This window comes from Streptomyces sp. NPDC044921 (assembly GCF_056432865.1).
On sequence record NZ_JBWKIF010000019.1, the window covers coordinates 80,250 to 98,350 of the forward strand.

Genomic DNA, 18,101 nt, shown 5'->3' on the forward strand with positions numbered 1-18,101 from the left:
CGTACGCCCTCACGCCGCGACACACCCCGTTCGTACGGCGCGTGCGGTCCCGTACGGAAGTACCACTCCCCGGCGCAAAGGAAATCCGTTCCATGACCTCGCAGCCGACGACGAAGACAACCGGAAACGAACCCCAAGGCCCCGGCGAACCCGGGGCGCACGGCTCCGGGCTGCAGGCCGGGCTCAAGAACCGGCACCTGTCGATGATCGCCATCGGCGGTGTGATCGGCGCCGGCCTCTTCGTCGGGTCCAGCTCCGGCATCGCCACCGCCGGCCCCGGCATCCTGCTCTCCTACGCCCTCGTCGGCACGCTCGTGGTGCTGGTGATGCGGATGCTGGGCGAGATGTCGGCCGCCAATCCGACCTCGGGTTCGTTCTCCGCCCACGCTGACCGGGCGCTGGGCTCCTGGGCCGGGTTCTCCATCGGCTGGCTGTACTGGTTCTTCTGGGTCGTGGTGCTCGCGGTCGAGGCGACCGCCGGTGCCGTGATCCTGGAGGGCTGGATACCGGCCGTACCGCAGTGGGCCTGGGCCCTGATCGTGATGGTCGTGCTGACCGCCACCAACCTCGTCTCCGTCGGCTCCTACGGCGAGTTCGAGTTCTGGTTCGCGGGCATCAAGGTCGTCGCCATCGCCGCGTTCATCGTCATCGGCGGGCTGGCCGTGTTCGGCCTGCTGCCGGGTGTCGACAGCGAGCAGGCGGGGCTGGGCAACCTCACCGAGCACGGCGGTTTCCTGCCCAACGGGGCCGGGGCCATCCTCACCGGTGTGCTGCTCGTCGTCTTCTCCTTCATGGGCAGTGAGATCGCCACCCTCGCGGCCGGTGAGTCGGAGAACCCGCAGCAGGCCGTCACCAAGGCCACCAACAGCATCATCTGGCGTGTGGCCGTCTTCTACCTGGGCTCGATCTTCGTCGTCGTCGCCCTGCTGCCGTGGGACAGCAAGTCCATCACCGAGGACGGCTCCTACGTCGCGGCGCTGAACTCCCTCGGCATCCCGCACGCCGGTCAGATCATGAACTTCATCGTGCTGACCTCGGTGCTGTCCTGCCTCAACTCCGGCCTCTACACCGCCTCCCGCATGGCCTTCTCGCTCGGCCAGCGCGGCGACGCGCCGAAGTCCTTCGCCCGCACGACCGCCAACGGCGTGCCGCGCACGGCGATCCTCGCGTCCGTCGCGTTCGGCTTCGTCGCCGTGTTCTTCAACTACAAGTTCCCGGACTCCGTCTTCCTGTTCCTGGTGAACTCCAGCGGTGCGGTCGCCCTCTTCGTGTGGCTGGTGATCTGCTTCTCGCAGCTGCGCATGCGGAAGATCATCAAGGCCGAGGCGCCGGAGAAGCTCGTCGTGAAGATGTGGCTGTACCCGTACCTGACCTGGGCCACGGCCGCGCTGATCGTGTTCATCCTCGGCTACATGCTCACCGACACCGAGCACGACGGGCGCACCACCATCTCGCTGTCGCTGCTCGTGGCCGCGGTGGTGCTCGTCATCGCCTTCGTGAAGGAGAAGCTGCGGGCCGGGCGGCGGACCGCCGACGCGGCGGCCGCGGTGCGCGAGGAGGAGCGCAACGAGGTCTCGACCGGCTGAGCCCTGACGCTCTCGCCGTTCCCGCGCGTCCGGTGAACGGCCGGGCCTGCGGCGCGTGCTGCCTTTCGGCACGCGCCGCAGGCCCTTTTTTCTCGCCGTCGCTGCCCTACAGCACCGTGAAGCTGTCCTTGACGTTCTCGTAGGTGCGCAGGGCCTCCGGCTCGACGGCCGCGTCGTACCAGGTGTTGACCTGGTACGACTTGCCCTTCACGTTGAACCCGAGCAGGCGGGCGTGCCAGTGGACGCCTCTCAGGGTGAACGTGTACTCCCAGACGACCGCGGGGTGGCCGCGGAACGTCGTCTCCTCCAGGCGGATCTTGCGGTAGTCCTGCCCCTGCTGGGCGTTGCGCTCCGACGTCTGCCAGGTCTCCAGGAGGTCGCCGCGGGCCAGGGACGACTTGCCGACCAGTTCCTGTGCGCCGTCCGGGGAGGTGTAGTGCACCTCCGCGCCCGTCTTCACGTCCCGCCGCCAGCCGTCGGGCGTCGCCCAGGCGAAACCGCCCGCCTCCCGGTGCGTGCCGGGCGGCAGGCTCCGCGGCCTGGCGGTGCCCTCCACGGTGGGTGAGGCGGGGGGCGAGGCGGGGGGTGAGTTGGTGGGCGAGGTGGTGGGTGACGCGGTGTCGGATGGGGTGCCGGACGTGGTGGGGGGCGCGGACGCCGTGTGGCCCGCGCGGTCGGGATCGCCGTCCGGTGGGGCGGAGGACGTGGCCAGCACGATCCCCACGACCGTGCCGGCGGTGGCGACGGCGGCCGCCGCGACCGCGAACGCCGTGCGGCGGTGACGTGTGCCCGGGCGCGGAGGCGGTGTGCCGGGAGCGGAGAGTCCCCCGGCCGGCGCGGGTGCCGGGGCCGGCTGCGGTGTGGGGTGGGAGCGGTGCTCGGTCTCCGCCTGTGCGCGGGTGAGGGAGACGGGGGGCGACGCGGCGGGCCGGGTGGCGGGGGTGCGACCTGCTGCGGACGGACCCTGGGCTGGATCCTGGGCTGGGGCTGGATCCTGAGCTGGGGCTGGATCCTGGGCTGGGGCCGGATGCTGGGCTGGGGCCGGATGCTGGGCTGGGGCCGGATCGCGGGCCGGGGTTGAGGCTTGGGCCGGGGTCGGTGACGGTGATGTGGCTGGTGCCGGGGTCGGGGTCGGGGCCGAGGGCGGTGCGGGCTGGGGGTTCCGGGCGGCTTTCGCGTGTGGGGGGACGGGAGCGGGGGCGGGGCTGTCCGGGCTTCGGTGGGGCATCGACTGCGCGATCGGCGCGGGGCGGCGGGGGTCCGGTGGAGTGAAGGGCCGGGAGTCCTGCGGAGTCGGGGTCGAGCTCTTGCTCGGACTCGGACTCTGGCTCTGGGCCGGGCTCGGACCCCGGCTGGATTCCGGACTCTGGCTCGGATTCGGACTCTGGGCCGGGCTCGGGCTGTGGCTCGGATCCGGACTCTGGCTCGGATTCGGACTCTGGGCCGGGCTCGGGCTGTGGCTCGGATCCGGACTCAGACTCGGACTCTGGCCCGGATCCGGACTCGGACCCCGGCTCGAATCCGGACTCCGGCCCGGTGGAGGCCGATGCTCCGGACCCGGGCCTGTTCCCTGCGGGGCAGGCTGCGGCACCGGCGGCTCCTGCCGCGGTTCAGAGGGCCGCAGTTCCTGCCCCAGATCCTGCCCCGCTTCAGAAGGCCGCAGTTCCTGCTCCTGCCCCTGCTCCTGCCTCTCCCCCCGGGCAGCCGTTGGCTTCCCGGCTGGTTCCGGGATCGGGCCCGGTTCCGTTTCCGCGTACGCTCCTGCCCCGAGGCCCGGCCTCCGGGCGTCCGCCTCGACGTCGGCAGCTCCCCCGTCGGCAGCTCCCCCGTCGGCAGGCCCGGCTTCGGCCGCCCCCGCTTCGGCGGCGGCTCCCGTCCCCGGCGCCCCCACCGCCACCGTGGGGGTCGGCAGGGGGAACGCCACCGGTTCCAGGGCCGTTTCCAGTTCCTCCAGGGTCGGGCGGGCCGAGGGGTCCTTCTCCAGGAGGGACGTGAGGACCTCGCGCAAGGGGCCCGCCGCCGCGGGCAGTTCGGGTTCCTCGTAGAGGACCGCGTGCAGGGTCGCCAACGTCGTCCCGCGGGAGAAGGGGGAGCGGCCGCCCAGGGCCGCGCAGAGCGTCGCGCCGAGGGACCAGATGTCGGACGGCGGGCCCTGGGGGCGGCCGGAGACGCGCTCGGGGGCCATGTAGTCGGGCGAGCCGACCAGCATGCCGACCATGGTGAGCGCCTTGGCGTCCTGGATCGCCGCGATGCCGAAGTCGGTGAGGACCACGCGCCGGGCCGGCGAACGGGAGGGCGTGGCCGGGACGTTGCGTCCCGCCCGGACGGATCCGGCCACCGCGCCCGCGTTCTCCACCAGGACGTTCCCGGGCTTGATGTCCCGGTGCAGCACGCCCCGTTCATGCACCTGCCGGAGTGCGGCGACCAGGCCGAGCCCGATCCTGGCGGTCTCGCAGGGGCCGAGGGGGCCCTCCTCCGCGAGGACGCGTTCCAGGGAGCGGCCCGCCACCAACTCCATGACGATCCAGAGCCGTTCGCCCTCGTCGACGACGTCGTAGACGCGGACGACGTTGGGGTGGTCGATGCGGGCCGTGGCCCTGGCCTCGCGCAGGGTCCGTTCGCGGCGCGTCCTGCTGTCCTCCGCGTCGAGTCCGTCGATCCGCATTTCCTTGACGGCGACCTGCCGGTCGAGTATTTCGTCGGCGGCCCGCCACACCCGCCCCATTCCCCCCTGGCCGATACTCTCGACCAACCGATAACGTCCCGTCACCAATATCCCCGGAACACCGCCGCTGTTCGCATTTCCCGGCAATCCGCTGCACCCCCTCCACGACGCCGCGACCGACTCCAGTGAAACACAACGGTCACACTTCGTGCCGCACCAGGATAGTGCGATGAAATCTTGTGGTACCTCTTTCAGTGCTGCGAATTCGGGCGCAGCACAGGGGGACGCAAGGGGGGACGAACATGAGTTCTCGTCGTACGGCCGTGGTCGCCGGGCCGCTGGTCGCGGCATCATTCTCAGCGGTGCTGATCCTTTCCGGCACCGCCGGCGCGGAGGACGAAGGGCCCGCGAGCAGCAAGGGGGGAAAGGCCGTCGACGCGGCGCCGGCCGGTGTGGAACTCACCACGCTGCTCCCCGGGAAGATCTCCGTGGACAACGGTTCGGAAAAGACGGCGATTACCGCCACGGTGAAGAACGAGGGGACCCGGGACAGCGGGCGGATCAGGCTGTTGGTCGTCGGTTTCGACGGGCTTGTCGTCAAGAACGTCGAAGGGTGTTCCGCGATAGCCGAGAAGGACCTTCCGGAGGGTTCGAACAGCGGATTCGCCTGCCCGCTGGACAATCTCGCGGCGGGTAAGTCGAAGTCGTACGCCGTGGACGCGACGTACGACCTCGGCGGGACCGGGAAGATCTGTCTGCCGGTCCAGTCGAGCGACGGGAGGAAGACGTACTGGCAGCAGGGTCCGGTGCCGTTCGGCACCACCAACCCCTCGCCGGACGCGCCGGCCACTCCCCTGCTGCTCGGCACGGACAACGAGCCGGCGGGCCCGGGCGGCAGGGAACTGCCCAGGACGGGTCCGGCGCGTGATCTGCTGCCGCTGGGCGCGGCCGGTGCGTCGCTGCTGGGCGCGGGCCTGGCCGGTCTGTGGTGGTCGCGGCGGCGGTCGCCCGCGGTGCGGGAGGGCTGATCCGGTCACCTCGGGTGTGCGCACGAAGAGGCCCGCCGGGGACGGTGCGTCCCCGGCGGGCCTCTGGCGGCTCCCGCGGGTTCAGCGCTTGTTCGCGAACTTCCACGCCGTCGGCAGCGCGCCCATCGCCAGGGCCGCCTTCAGCGCGTCGCCGATGAGGAACGGCGTGAGCCCGGCCGCGATCGCGGCGGTGGCGGACATGCCCGTGGCGAGGGCCAGGTAGGGCACGCCGACGGCGTAGATGATCGCCTCGCCCACGAGCATGGCGCCGGCCGTGCGCCACACCGAGCGGTCCGCGCCGCGGCGGGCCAGGGCGCCCACGACGGTCGCGGCGAGGATCATGCCGAGGATGTAACCGAAGGAGGGCGCGACGCCGGAGGAGGCACCCGCGAACCACGGCACGCCGGCGATGCCCGCCACCGCGTACAGCGCCAGGGCCAGGAAGCCGCGGCCTGCGCCGAGGGACGTGCCGACCAGCAGCGCGGCGAAGGTCTGGCCGGTCACCGGCACCGGGGAGCCCGGCACGGGCACGGAGAGCTGGGCGGCGAGGCCGGTGAGCGCGGCGCCGCCGAGCACGAGGGCCGCGTCCCGGACACGGGAGGCGGGGAGCAGGTCGGCGAGGACCTGTCCGGTGCGGGCGGGTGTGGCGGCAGCGGTGCTCATGGGGACTCCGCGAGGGTGAGGGCCGGTGGGACACCGTGACGCTATCCCAGCGCCCTCGGCCCGATCACCGTCAGCGGTCGACAAAGGCGCGAACCGGCGCTTGGTCGGCTTCGCACAAAGGGTGCGGGTTACACCGAGTACGGCGTGACGCCGGTCACGGTGCTCGGGTGCCGTGCGCCACGGGAGGGGCGCGGGAGCCGTCTGTAGGTTTCCCCCAAAGAGGCCGAGGCTCCCCTGCCCCGGACCACGGCCACCCTCCTGTTGTCACCCGGGCACGCAGAGCGACAGGGACGTCCACATCGTGGGATGCCTCTCCGTCCCGGCGGGGAGGCATCCGAGACTGGCGGCGTTTTTGCCCTCGTACGCCCCTCACGCATAGGACGAGCCGCGCCCATGCCCAGCACCACCCAGGAGACGCCGACCGGCACGGACGGCGCCTCCCTCTCCCACGGCCTGAAGCAGCGCCACCTGTCGATGATCGCCCTCGGCGGGGTGATCGGCGCCGGTCTGTTCGTCGGCTCCGGGGCCGGCATCGCCGCCGCCGGTCCGTCGATCGTCGTCGCCTACGCCCTCTCCGGCCTCCTCGTGATGCTGGTGATGCGGATGCTCGGCGAGATGTCGGCCGCGTATCCCTCCTCGGGCTCGTTCTCCGCGCACGCCGAGCGGGCGATCGGCCCCTGGGCCGGGTTCACGGCCGGCTGGGCCTTCTGGGTGCTGCTGTGCACGGCGGTCGGCCTGGAGGGCATCGGCGCCGCGAAGATCGTCAGCGGCTGGCTGCCGGGCACCCCGGAGTGGGCGTGGGTCGCGCTGTTCATGCTCGTCTTCTGCGGCACGAACCTCGCGGCCGTGAAGAACTTCGGCGAGTTCGAGTTCTGGTTCGCGGCGCTGAAGGTCGCCGCGATCTCCCTGTTCCTCGTGCTCGGCGTCCTCGCCGTCCTCGGCGTCCTGCCCGGCACCGACTCGCCCGGCGCGGACAACCTCACCGACTTCCTGCCCAACGGCGGCGAAGGGCTGGTCATCGGCCTGCTCGCCTCGGTCTTCGCCTACGGCGGCCTGGAGACGGTGACCATCGCGGCGGCCGAGTCGGAGAACCCCGTCCGGGGCGTGGCGGGCGCGGTGCGCACCGCGATGTGGCGCATCGCGCTGTTCTACATCGGCTCGATGGCGGTCATCGTCACACTCGTGCCCTGGGACTCGAAGGAGGTCGTCGAGAAGGGCCCGTACGTCGCCGCCCTCGACGAGCTGGGCATCCCGGGCGCCGGGCAGCTGATGAACGTGGTCGTGCTGGTGGCGCTGCTGTCCGCGATGAACGCCAACATCTACGGGGCCTCCCGCATCGCCTACTCGCTGGTGGAGCGCGGCCAGGGCCCGAAGGGTCTGGGCCGGGTCTCGGGCGGGGTGCCGCGGATCGCGGTCCTGGCCTCCTCGGTGTTCGGGTTCCTGTGCGTGCTGCTGAGCTACTGGCGGCCGAACGACGTCTTCGCCTGGTTGCTGAACATGATCGGCGCGGTGATCCTCGTCGTGTGGATCTTCATCGCCGTCTCGCAGCTGCGGCTGCGCCGCCGCATGGAGCGCGAGGCTCCCGAGAAGCTGGTCGTGCGGATGTGGGCGTTCCCGTGGCTGACGTGGCTGGCACTGGCCGGCATGGCCGCCGTGTTCGTCCTGATGGCCCGGGAGCCGGACACGCGGGTGCAGCTGTACTCGACGGGCGGGATGACCCTGGCCCTGGCGGCCGTCGGGTACGCCTGGCAGAGGGCGCGCGCCCGGCAGTAGGAACCCGGTGACGGAAGAAGGCCCCCGTGAGACACGCGGGGGCCTTTTCGCGTGCCCGGGGCACCCGTCACCACCCTCTTGCTGCTAACGTGCAGTTGCAAGAGACTTGCAATAAGAGGTTCGGAGGGGAACCCGCCCATGCCCGTCTACACGCTGCCCGACCTGCCGTACGACTACGCGGCACTCGCCCCCGTGATCAGCCCCGAGATCATCGAGCTGCACCACGACAAGCACCACGCGGCCTATGTGAAGGGTGCCAACGACACCCTGGAGCAGCTCGCCGAGGCGCGGGACAAGGAGGCCTGGGGGTCGATCAACGGGCTGGAGAAGAACCTGGCCTTCCACCTCTCGGGGCACATCCTGCACAGCATCTACTGGCAGAACATGACCGGCCCGAAGGACGGCGGCGGCGAGCCGCTCGCGCAGGACGGCGTGGGCGAACTCGCGGACGCGATCACCGAGTCCTTCGGCTCCTTCGCCCGCTTCAAGGCCCAGCTGTCCAAGGCCGCCGCGACCACGCAGGGCTCCGGCTGGGGCGTGCTCGCCCACGAGCCGCTGAGCGGCCGGCTGATCGTGGAGCAGGTCTACGACCACCAGGGCAACGTGGGCCAGGGCGCGACCCCGATCCTCGTCTTCGACGCCTGGGAGCACGCCTTCTACCTGCAGTACCGCAACCAGAAGGTGGACTTCATCGAGGCGATGTGGCAGGTCGTGAACTGGCAGGACGTGGCCCGGCGTTACGCGGCCGCGAAGTCCCGGGCGGACGTGCTGCTGCTGGCCCCCTGAGACCGCCCGCGTGAAGCGTCCTGCCTCGTGATCGTCTTCTCACCCTTCACGTACGGCAGGCGGAGAGAAGAAGGCCCCCGCGAGGACAGGACTCGCGGGGGTCTTCCGTGCGTGGGCCGCGGTCGCGGGCGCTCCCCGCGCTACGGCAGGTCCGGTGCGCACGGCACGTTGAGGGACAGGAGCGCGGCCGAACCGTCGGGACTCATGCGCAGTTCGCTGATCGCCGCGTTCCGCAGCCGCGGGAACACCCTGCGGTACTCCCTCGCCGGGATCGACAGCAGGCTGCACAGCACCAGGCGGAGCAGGGTGTTGTGGGCGACGACCAGGACGCGTCCGCCGCGGTGGGCGGCGGCGGTCTCCCGCAGGGCGCGCACTCCCCGGGCCGCCGCCGCCGTCGGGTCCTCGGCGCCGGGGAAGGAGTGCGCGACCGGGTCGGCCCGGTAGGCCGCGGCCCACTCGGGGTCCTCCGCCTCGAACTCGGCCAGCGTGCGGCCCTCGACCACGCCGAAGTCGCATTCGCGCAGGTCCGGTTCGAGCCGCGGGGTGAGGCCGAGGGCGCGGCAGGCGGGGTCGGCGGTGGCGACCGCCCGGGACAGCGGGGACGTGTGGATCGCGTCGACCGGGTGGGCGGCGGCCCAGCGTCCGAGGGCCTCGGCCTGGGCACGGCCGGTGTCGGTGAGGGCGATGTCGCTGACACCGGCGTAGCGGTTCTCGGCGTGCCAGACGGTCTGTCCGTGGCGGGCCAGCAGGAGGGTCGTGGTCATGGGCCGGTCCGTTCGCGTGCGGTCGGGCGGTCGGTGCGGGACGGCGCCGGGAGGGCCGCCCGACCGGTGCGGGGCCGCACCAGGGTCCAGGTCACGATCGCCCCGTGTCCAGGTCCAGCCGGGCCCGGGCGTGTTCCGCGACCGGGCCGGGCAGCCAGCCGCGGCCCCGGAGGGCGTCGACGAGGCGCGCGTACGGCTCGGCGAAGAGCGCCGTGCGGCCGGGGCGGGGCTCGACGACGGTCCGGACGCGGACCATGCGGCCGGCGACACCGGCGAGCGACCCGGCCCCCGACACCCCGTACGCGGCCAGCGCCGCCATCCCCAGCGCCGGTTCCGTCCGCTCGGGCACCCGCGCCGGGCGGCCGAGGATGTCGGCGCGCAGCTGGTTCCAGTAGGGGCTGCGCGCGCCGCCGCCGGTGAAGGTGAGCGGGCCGTCGAGCGGGGCGCCGAGGTGGTGCAGGTAGTCCAGGCAGAGCCGTTCCACGAGGCCCACGCCCTGGAGCAGCGCCGCCCACCGGTCGGCGTCGTCCGCGGGGTCGCCGAGCAGGAGGGGGGTGGCGTCCGGCGCCCGGAACGGGAACCGCTCCCCCGGTGAGACGAGGGGGTAGGCGACCGCGCTCGACGGTTCGAACGCCCCGGCCCGCTCGTCCATCACGGCGGGGTCGGCGTCCGGGAAGTGCGCCGCGAGTGCTCCCGCCCCCACGCTGGAGGCCCCGCCCGGCAGCCAGGTGCCGTCCGGGGCGCGGTGGTTGTAGACCACGCCCGTGGGGTCCCGGACCGGGTCGCGGGCCGCGCCCTTGAGCACCAGGGTCGTGCCCAGCACCGAGTTCCAGCAGCCGGGCCGCAGCGCGCCCGAGGCGATCTGGGCCGCGCAGCCGTCGGTCATCCCGGCGAGCACCGGTGTGCCGGCGGGGATGCCGGTGGCGTCGGCGGCGGCCGGGCAGACCTCGCCGAGGAGGGTGCCCGGGCGGACCACGCCGGGCAACAGCCCCTCGGGGACGCCGAGTCGCGCCAGGCCGGCCTCCGGCCAGGACTCGTGTTCCACGTCGTAGCCCGTCTTGAGGGCGTGGCTGGAGTCGGCCGGGGGCGGTGTGCCGGTGAGGCGGGTGACGACCAGGTCGGGCTGGTGGGCGAGCCGCAGGCCCGGGCCGTACTCCCCGAGCAGCCACAGCGCCTTCGGCAGCGCCCAGGTGTCCTGGACCGCGAGTCCGGCCTGCCGGGCCCGGGCCGCCTCCCGTGCGGCGCGTGCGTCGTCGTACATCAGCGCCGGGCCGACGGGCCGGCCCGAGCCGTCCGTGAGCAGCACCGTGCCGGACGTTCCGCACACCGCGAGGCCGCCGACCGGGGTGCCGGGGGGCGCGGCGGCGAGGGCCGCCCGGGACGCCGTACACAGCGCGGCCCACCAGCGCACCGGGTCCTGTTCGTGCCGCACCCCGTCGCGGCGTCCGGTCAGCGGGGCCGAGCCGCTGCCGAGGACCGTGCCGTCGGCGGTGACGAGCAGCACGCGGACGCCCTGCGTGCCCAGGTCGACGCCCAGCCAGGCCGCACCCTCGTCCGCCATCCGGAACCTCCCACGCCGTCGCATCCGGACCTGTGAACTTCTCACTGTGCCCCGATATTTTCCCGTGCGCGAGGGATTGACGCCCAACTTCGGCCGTTCCACCCTCTGTTAACGAGTCGACTCGACGTGTTACCCAGGCTCCACGCGGAGGTACGGATGGACACGCACGTGCACGACCGCCGGCGCTTCCTCGCCCTCGCCGCCGGGGCCGCCGCCGCCCCGCTGCTCACGGCCTGCGGTGCCGGCTTCGGCGGGAACGACAGCGAGGGCGACGGCTCCGCCGCCGACGACGTCACCGGCTCCTTCGACTGGCGGCGCGAGAAGGGCACGACCGTCAAGGCGCTGCTCAACAAGCACCCGTACACCGACGCGCTGATCGCCGACCTGAAGTCCTTCACCGCGAAGACCGGCATCGAGGTCGAGTACGACGTCTTCCCCGAGGACAACTACTTCGACAAGCTCACCGTCGACCTGTCCAGCGGCCGTGCCTCCTACGACGTCTTCATGCTCGGCGCGTACATGGTGTGGCAGTACGGGCCGCCGGGCTGGCTGGAGGACCTCGGGCCCTGGATGCGCAACTCCGCCGCCACGGGCGCCGAGTGGGACCAGGCGGACTTCTTCCCGAACCTCCTCCAGGCCGACCAGTGGTCGCTGAAGGCGGGCGCGCCGCTGGGGCGGGGCGGGCAGTACGCGCTGCCGTGGGGCTGGGAGACCAACGTCGTCGCCTACAACACCGAGGTGTTCGGCAAGCTCGGCCTGGAACCGGCGGAGTCCTTCGACGAGTTGGCCGAACTGGCCGCGACGATCAAGCGGAAGGCGCCGGGCGCGGGCTTCGACGGCATGTACGGGATCGCCGTACGCGGCTCCCGCAGCTGGGCCACCATCCACCCGGGCTTCATGACGATGTACGCGCGCAACGGCCTGAAGGACTTCACCGTCGACGGGGGCAGGCTCACCCCCGCGATGAACAGCCCCGAGGCCGTCGCCTTCACCGAGGACTGGGCGCGGATGGTGAAGCGGGGCGGCCCGCCGTCCTGGACCTCCTACACCTGGTACCAGTGCTCCAGCGACCTGGGCGCGAAGAAGGCCGGGATGCTGTTCGACGCCGACACGGCCGCCTACTTCCAGGCCGTGAAGGGCGCCAGCCCCGCCTCCGGGAAGATCGCCTTCCACCCCGGGCCGAAGGGCCCGGACGGGTCGCTGGCCACCAACATGTGGATCTGGTCGCTCGGCATGAACGCCAAGAGCAAGAAGAAGAGCGCCGGTTGGCTGTTCCTGCAGTGGGCCACCGGCAAGGAGCACCTGCGCAGGGGCGCGATCACCCACAACCACATCGACCCGGTGCGCAGGTCGGTCGCCGAGGACGCCGCGTACAAGGACAAGATGCGGCACCTGCCCGGGTTCCTGGAAACCTTCGAGACGGTCGTCGACCAGACGAGGATCCAGTTCACCCCGCAGGCGCAGTTCTTCGACGCGACGACGAGCTGGGCCGCGGCCCTCCAGGAGATCTACGGCGGCAAGGGCGCGAAGCCGGTCCTGGACGGGCTGGCGGACGACCTCGCCGGCAAGGTGGGCTAGCCATGCGGCTCGCGCTGCGCCCGTACCTCCTCATCGTCCCGGCCCTGCTGCTGACCTGCGGGATCCTGTACCCCTTCGGGCTCGGGCTGTACTACACGCTGTTCGACTTCTCCGCGAGCAAACCGCAGCCGGACATGGTGCGGTTCGAGAACTACACCACCGTCTTCACCCAGGAGGCGTTCTGGAACTCGGCGTGGGTGACCGTGCTGTACGCGGTCGGGGCGGCCCTGGCGGAGACCGTGCTGGGAGTGGCCGTCGCCCTGCTGCTGCACCGCTCGACGGTGGCCGGACGAGTCCTGGAGAAGATCCTGATCCTGCCGCTGATGATCGCCCCGGTGATCGCCGCGATCATCTGGAAGCTGATGCTGCAGCCGTCGGTGGGGGTCGTGAACCACCTGCTCAGGCCGTTCGGTCTGGGCGGCGTGCAGTGGACCGACACCCCGGCGGGCGCCCTGCTGTCGTCGATCGCCGTGGACGTGTGGGTCTACACCCCGTTCGTGGCGATCCTCGCCCTGGCCGGTCTGCGGTCGCTGCCCGCCTCCCCGTTCGAGGCGGCGGCCGTGGACGGCGCGGGGTGGTGGTACACCTTCCGCCGGCTGACCCTGCCGATGCTGTGGCCGTACGTCCTGGTCGCCGTGATCTTCCGGTTCATGGACTCGCTGAAGGTGTTCGACATCATCTACGCCCTCACCGAGGGCGGGCCGGGCGACTCGACCGTCGTGCTGCAGATCCGGGCCTACCTGGAGGCGATCCGCTTCCAGCGCTACTCCTTCGGGATCTCCTACACGATCGTGCTGTGGGCCGTGGTGTACCTGGCCGCGATGGTGCTGGTGAAGCACCTGGGGAAGATCCAGCGCCGAGCCGCGGAGGTGTCCACGTGAGCAAGCGCGCGCTGGGATGGCTCGCGGACGCCGCCCTGGTCCTCTACTTCGTCTTCGCGCTGTTCCCGATCGCCTGGATGGTGATCCTGTCGCTGAAGCCGGCGGACCAGCTGTTCTCCACCTACTTCTCCTTCTCCCCCACCCTCGACGGCTACCGGACCGTCCTCGGCGACAGCGAGGGCATCCCGTTCGTGCGGTTCTTCGTCAACAGCCTGGTGGTGTCGGTGGGGGCGGTGGCCCTGTCCCTGGCCGTCGGGCTCCCGGCGGCGTACGCCTCCGCCCGGTGGCGGTTCAAGGGCTCGGAGAACCTGATGTTCACGCTGCTGTCGTTCCGCTTCGCGCCGGAACTGACCGTCATCATCCCGCTGTTCGTGCTCTACCAGAAGCTCGGCCTGTTCGACACGTACGTCGGCATGGTGTGGGTGCTGCAACTGGTGACGCTGCCGCTCATCGTGTGGATCATGCGGTCGTACTTCGCCGACCTCACCCCGGAGCTGGAGCAGGCGGCCCTGCTGGACGGCTACACCCGCAAGCAGGCCTTCTTCAAGGTGGCCCTGCCGCTGGTCAAGCCGGGCATCGCGGCCGTGTCGCTGCTGGCGTTCATCTTCGCCTGGAACAACTTCGTCTTCCCGCTGATCCTCACCTCCAACGAGGCCCAGACGGTGACCGTGGGCGCCCTGTCCTTCCTCGGCGGTGACCGGCCCAAGTACAACCTCACGGCCGCCGCAGCGCTCGTCTCCGTCGTCCCGCCGCTGCTGCTGGCGCTGACCATCCAGCGCTATCTGGTGCGGGGGCTCTCCTTCGGGGCGGTGAAGTCGTGATCCGGCTCAGCGGGATACGCAAGACGTACGGGAGGACCGTCGCGCTGGACGGGCTGGACCTGGAGGTGCGGGAGGGCGAGTTCTTCTGCCTGCTCGGCCCGTCGGGGGCGGGCAAGACCACCACGCTCAAGACCGTCGCCGGGCTCGAACAGCCCGACTCCGGCACGGTCGTGCTCGGCGGCGAGGACATGCGCGGCGTCGAGCCCTACGACCGGGGCGTGGCGATGTGCTTCGAGAGCTACGCCCTCTACCCGCACCGCTCGGTCTACGACAACCTCGCCTCGCCCCTGCGCTCTCCCCGGTACCGGCTGCCCGCCGCCGAGGCCCGGCAGCGCATCGGCGCGATCGCCGAACTGCTCGGCATCTCCGGGCTGCTGGACCGGTCCGTCGGGCAACTGTCCAACGGGCAGCGGCAGCGCGTCGCCCTCGGCCGGGTGCTGGTCCGCCCCGCCCGGGCCTTCCTGCTCGACGAGCCGCTGTCCCACCTCGACGCCAAGCTGCGCCAGCAGATGCGCGCCGAACTGAAGGCCATCGGGGCCGTGCAGCGCACCACCACCCTCTACGTCACCCACGACTCGGTCGAGGCGCTGGCGCTCGGCGACCGGATCGGGGTCGTCCGGCAGGGGCGGATCGCGCAGACGGGCACGCGGGAGGAGATCTGGTACCGGCCCCACGACACGGAGGTCGCACGGGCCTTCGGCCGGCCCCGGATCAATCTGCTGCCGGGGGTGGTGACGGAGCGCGGCGTGCGGTCGGACGGCGGGGTCGAGGTGCCGGTGCGCGCGCGGGCCGCGGTGGGCACGGACGTCCTGGTCGGGATCCGTCCCCGGGACATCGCCCTGCGCGGCGAGGGCCACGCACTGACCGGGACCGTGTACGTCACCGAGGTGCTCGGCCGGTCCGTCGAGGTCACGGTCCGCCTCGGCACCGGGGAGCAGCGGGTGTCGCTCGTGGCCGCCCGGGCGGACGCGGCGCGCCTGCGCCCGGACGATCCGGTACGGCTCGTGGTCCGGCCTGAGAACCTGCTGCTGTTCGAGGCCGACCGGCCGGAACGACCGGGACGACGGATAGAGACACAGCCATGAGCAACAGCAGTGGTGGACAGCAGGGGCCCGCGGCGCGGCAGGCGGCCATGGCCGAGCAGGTGCTGGCCGACGGTTCGGCGACGGCGGCGGAGCTGGCCGAGCGGTTCGGGGTGAGCCTGATGACCATCCACCGGGACCTGGACGAGCTCGAACGGCAGGGCGTCGTCCGCAAGTTCCGCGGCGGGGTGACCGCGCAGCCGTCGGGGGTCTTCGAGTCGAACGTGCAGTACCGGCTGAAGACCATGCGCGCCGAGAAGGCCGCCGTCGCCGAGCACGCCCTGCGGATGGTGGAGCCCGGCATGGCGATCCTGCTGGACGACTCCACGTCCACCCTGGAGATAGCCAGACGGCTGTGCACGGGCGAGGTCACGCCCCTGACGGTCGTCACCAACTTCCTGGAGGCGATCAACCTCCTGGCCGGCCAGCGGGGCATCCATCTGATGGCCCTCGGCGGCGACTACGACCCGCTGCACTCCTCGTTCCTCGGGGTGTCGTGCGTGGAGGCGGTCGAGCAGCTGCGGGTGGACGTGTGCTTCGCGTCGACGTCGGCCGTGCACGGGGGTTACGCCTACCACCAGGAACAGCACATCGTGTCGGTGAAGCGGGCGATGCTCGACGCGGCCGCCCGCAACGTGCTGCTGATCGACCACACCAAGCTCGGCCGGGTCGCCCTGCACCGGGTCGTCCCGCTGTCCCGCTTCGACACGGTCCTCGTGGACGACGGGGCGTCGGCGGAGGCACTGCGGGACCTGGACGAGCACAAGGTCCGTTACGAGGTCTGCGCGACGAAGGGCAGCGATGACCGAGCTGGAGCTACGTGATCTGCGCAAGACCTACCGGGCCCGGGGCCGTCCGGGCGTGGACGCGGTGCGCGGCCTCGACCTCGCGCTGCGTTCCGGGGAGCTGCTCGGGCTGCTCGGCCCGTCGGGCTGCGGCAAGTCGACGACCCTCCGCATGATCGCCGGTCTTGAGCCGGTGACCGGCGGGGACATCCTGGTCGGCGGCGCGTCGGTGGTCCAACGGCCGGCGCGGCAGCGAAACATCGGGGTCGCGTTCGAGAACTACGCGCTGTATCCGCCGCTGTCGGTGGCGGAGAACCTGGCGTTCGGACTGAAGGCCCGGGGCCGTAGAGATCGGGGAGACGTCGACCGCAAGGTGAAGGAGATCGCCGAACGGGTCGGTCTGACCGACCTCCTCGACGCCCGCCCGGCCGGCCTGTCCAGCGGCCAGAAGCAGCGCGTCTCGCTGGCCCGGGCCCTGATCCGCGAACCGGACGTACTGCTCCTCGACGAACCCCTCTCCCACCTGGACGCGGCCCAGCGGGACACCACCCGCCGCGAACTCAAGCGCATCCAGAAGGACCTGGGCCACACCACCATCCTGGTCACCCACGACCAGGAGGAGGCCCTCTCCCTCGCCGACCGGATCGCCGTGATGAAGGACGGCGTCATCCAGCAGCTCGGCACCCCCTACGAGATCTACGACAGCCCGGCCAACGTGTTCGTCGCGGACTTCGTCGGCGAGCCCGCCATCACCCTGCTGCCCGGTATCGCCGACGGCGACGGCCAGGCCCGCCTCTCCGACGCGGTGCGGATCGCGCTGCCCGTGCCGGTGGACGCGGGGCGGGAGGTGGTGGTCGGGATCCGCCCGGAGGACGTCCGGCTCACCGCCGAAGGCGGCCTGCCCGCACGGGTCGTCGCCCATGAACCGCTGTTGGAGTCGGGCATCGCGACCCTCGCTCTCGACGGTGTCGAGCGGCACCTGGTCGTCCTCACCGACCCCGGGGTCCGGCTCGCCCACGACGACCGGGTGCGCGTCGCCGCGGACCTCGGACACACCCATGTCTTCGACGCCGAGACGGGAGAAACCCTGCGATGACTGCCGGGAACAGCACGCGTGTCGTGGCCGCCGGTGACCACTTCGTCCTGCCGTCACTGATCACGCGGGCGGTGGAGCGCGAAGTGGAGCGGGCCGAGGTGCGGGAGCTGCGGCTGGGCTGGCCGCTGGAGCCGTTCGGGCCGGTCGCCGAGGTGCGCGAGGCCAGTGACGCCGAGGACGAGATGATCGAGGCGCTGGCCGGGGCGCAGGTGCTGGTCACACAGATGGGGCCGGTCACCGAGAGGGTCCTGGCCGCCTGCCCGGAGCTGCGGCTGGTCGTGGTCTGCCGGGGCGGGCCGGTCAACGTCAACCTGGACGCGGCCAAGCGGCGGGACGTGCGCGTGTGCTTCGCGCCCGGCCGCAACGCCGCCGCCACCGCCGAGTTCACCCTCGGCCTGATGCTGTGCGCCCTGCGCCGCATCCCCCAGGCCCACGAGCCGCTCGCCCGGCGGGGCAGCTGGGAGGGGGTCACGTACTACACGTACGAGGAGAGCGGCCACGAGCTGGAGGACCTGCCCGTCGGGCTGGTCGGGTACGGGGCCGTCGGCAGCCGGGTCGCGCGGGTGCTGTGCGCCTTCGGCGCGCGGGTGATGGTGTACGACCCGTACGTGCACGGCGAGATCCACGGCCTGCGCGTCACCTCGCTCGACGACCTCCTGCGCCGCTCCCGGGTGGTCAGCCTGCACGCCCGGCTCACCCCCGAGACGCGGGGGCTGATCGGCGCCCGGGAGCTGGGCCTGCTGCCGCACGGGGCGGTGGTGGTGAACGTGGCCCGGGGCCCGCTGCTGGACGAGGACGCGCTGTGCGACGCACTGGAGAGCGGTCGGGTGTCGGCCGCCGCCCTCGACACCTACGAGCGGGAGCCGCTGCCGGTGGAGTCCCGGCTGCGGGCATTCGCCGGACGCGTGGTGCTCACGCCCCATCTGGGCGGCGCCTCGCGCGCGGTGGCGGAGAAGGCCGCGCGGATCGCCGCCGAAGAGGTGGGCCGCTGGGTGCGGGGGGAGCCGCTCGCGCACTGTCTGACCTGAAGGA

15 protein-coding genes are annotated in these 18,101 nt (G+C 72.0%); 11 read left to right on the forward strand and 4 right to left on the reverse strand.

Annotation, left to right across the window (positions count from 1 at the left end):
- The first annotated feature begins 92 nt into the window (after window positions 1-92).
- Window positions 93-1,586: an amino acid permease gene (locus tag AC07DA_RS26985; protein ID WP_479130780.1), complete on the forward strand. Its 1,494-nt coding sequence runs from the start codon at window positions 93-95 to the stop codon at window positions 1,584-1,586.
- A gap of 106 nt (window positions 1,587-1,692) precedes the next feature.
- Here AC07DA_RS26985 and AC07DA_RS26990 read toward each other — a convergent pair whose 3' ends face one another.
- Window positions 1,693-4,338 (reverse strand): serine/threonine-protein kinase, encoded by a 2,646-nt coding sequence (locus AC07DA_RS26990; RefSeq protein ID WP_479130781.1) that lies wholly within the window; start codon window positions 4,336-4,338, stop codon window positions 1,693-1,695.
- A 215-nt stretch (window positions 4,339-4,553) separates the two neighbouring features.
- Here AC07DA_RS26990 and AC07DA_RS26995 point away from each other — a divergent pair, with 215 nt between their 5' ends.
- The gene (locus tag AC07DA_RS26995) at window positions 4,554-5,279 is read left to right on the forward strand and encodes a hypothetical protein (protein ID WP_479130782.1); all 726 of its coding nucleotides are present in this window, start codon (window positions 4,554-4,556) and stop codon (window positions 5,277-5,279) included.
- A gap of 81 nt (window positions 5,280-5,360) precedes the next feature.
- Here AC07DA_RS26995 and AC07DA_RS27000 read toward each other — a convergent pair whose 3' ends face one another.
- Window positions 5,361-5,942: a biotin transporter BioY gene (locus AC07DA_RS27000; RefSeq protein ID WP_479130783.1), complete on the reverse strand. Its 582-nt coding sequence runs from the start codon at window positions 5,940-5,942 to the stop codon at window positions 5,361-5,363.
- A gap of 393 nt (window positions 5,943-6,335) precedes the next feature.
- Between AC07DA_RS27000 and AC07DA_RS27005 the strand changes: the two genes are divergently transcribed.
- Both AC07DA_RS27005 and AC07DA_RS27010 read left to right on the forward strand, forming a co-directional pair.
- Window positions 6,336-7,715, forward strand: a complete 1,380-nt coding sequence (locus AC07DA_RS27005; protein WP_479130784.1) for an amino acid permease — start codon at window positions 6,336-6,338, stop codon at window positions 7,713-7,715.
- A 138-nt stretch (window positions 7,716-7,853) separates the two neighbouring features.
- Complete coding sequence (locus AC07DA_RS27010) at window positions 7,854-8,501, forward strand: superoxide dismutase (protein WP_479130785.1); 648 nt, start codon at window positions 7,854-7,856, stop codon at window positions 8,499-8,501.
- A gap of 140 nt (window positions 8,502-8,641) precedes the next feature.
- On the opposite strand, the gene AC07DA_RS27015 is transcribed toward AC07DA_RS27010, so the two are convergent.
- Together AC07DA_RS27015 and AC07DA_RS27020 are read right to left on the reverse strand one after the other, a co-directional pair.
- Window positions 8,642-9,265 carry a histidine phosphatase family protein gene (locus AC07DA_RS27015; RefSeq protein WP_479130786.1) on the reverse strand — a complete coding sequence of 208 codons (624 nt, stop codon included), beginning with the start codon at window positions 9,263-9,265 and terminating at the stop codon, window positions 8,642-8,644.
- 91 nt (window positions 9,266-9,356) lie between these two features.
- Window positions 9,357-10,826 carry an FGGY-family carbohydrate kinase gene (locus AC07DA_RS27020; RefSeq protein WP_479130787.1) on the reverse strand — a complete coding sequence of 490 codons (1,470 nt, stop codon included), beginning with the start codon at window positions 10,824-10,826 and terminating at the stop codon, window positions 9,357-9,359.
- Between the two features lie 156 nt (window positions 10,827-10,982).
- Here AC07DA_RS27020 and AC07DA_RS27025 point away from each other — a divergent pair, with 156 nt between their 5' ends.
- The 7 genes from AC07DA_RS27025 to AC07DA_RS27055 are packed head-to-tail and all read left to right on the forward strand — an operon-like array spanning window position 10,983 to window position 18,097.
- Window positions 10,983-12,404: an ABC transporter substrate-binding protein gene (locus AC07DA_RS27025; RefSeq protein WP_479130789.1), complete on the forward strand. Its 1,422-nt coding sequence runs from the start codon at window positions 10,983-10,985 to the stop codon at window positions 12,402-12,404.
- A 2-nt stretch (window positions 12,405-12,406) separates the two neighbouring features.
- Window positions 12,407-13,285: a carbohydrate ABC transporter permease gene (locus AC07DA_RS27030; protein ID WP_479130790.1), complete on the forward strand. Its 879-nt coding sequence runs from the start codon at window positions 12,407-12,409 to the stop codon at window positions 13,283-13,285.
- Entirely contained in the window at window positions 13,282-14,106 is an 825-nt protein-coding gene (locus AC07DA_RS27035) for a carbohydrate ABC transporter permease (RefSeq protein WP_479130791.1), read from the forward strand. Before AC07DA_RS27030 ends, AC07DA_RS27035 begins: the two co-directional genes overlap by 4 nt.
- Window positions 14,103-15,191, forward strand: coding sequence for an ABC transporter ATP-binding protein (locus tag AC07DA_RS27040; protein WP_479130792.1), 1,089 nt, complete (start codon window positions 14,103-14,105; stop codon window positions 15,189-15,191). Before AC07DA_RS27035 ends, AC07DA_RS27040 begins: the two co-directional genes overlap by 4 nt.
- Entirely contained in the window at window positions 15,188-16,012 is an 825-nt protein-coding gene (locus AC07DA_RS27045; protein WP_479130793.1) for a DeoR/GlpR family DNA-binding transcription regulator, read from the forward strand. The genes AC07DA_RS27040 and AC07DA_RS27045 overlap by 4 nt, the downstream gene beginning before the upstream one ends.
- Window positions 15,990-17,069: an ABC transporter ATP-binding protein gene (locus tag AC07DA_RS27050; RefSeq protein ID WP_479130794.1), complete on the forward strand. Its 1,080-nt coding sequence runs from the start codon at window positions 15,990-15,992 to the stop codon at window positions 17,067-17,069. Before AC07DA_RS27045 ends, AC07DA_RS27050 begins: the two co-directional genes overlap by 23 nt.
- A complete protein-coding gene (locus AC07DA_RS27055) occupies window positions 17,066-18,097 on the forward strand; it encodes a 2-hydroxyacid dehydrogenase (protein ID WP_479130795.1) in 1,032 nt (343 codons plus the stop codon). The genes AC07DA_RS27050 and AC07DA_RS27055 overlap by 4 nt, the downstream gene beginning before the upstream one ends.
- Window positions 18,098-18,101 lie beyond the last annotated feature (4 nt).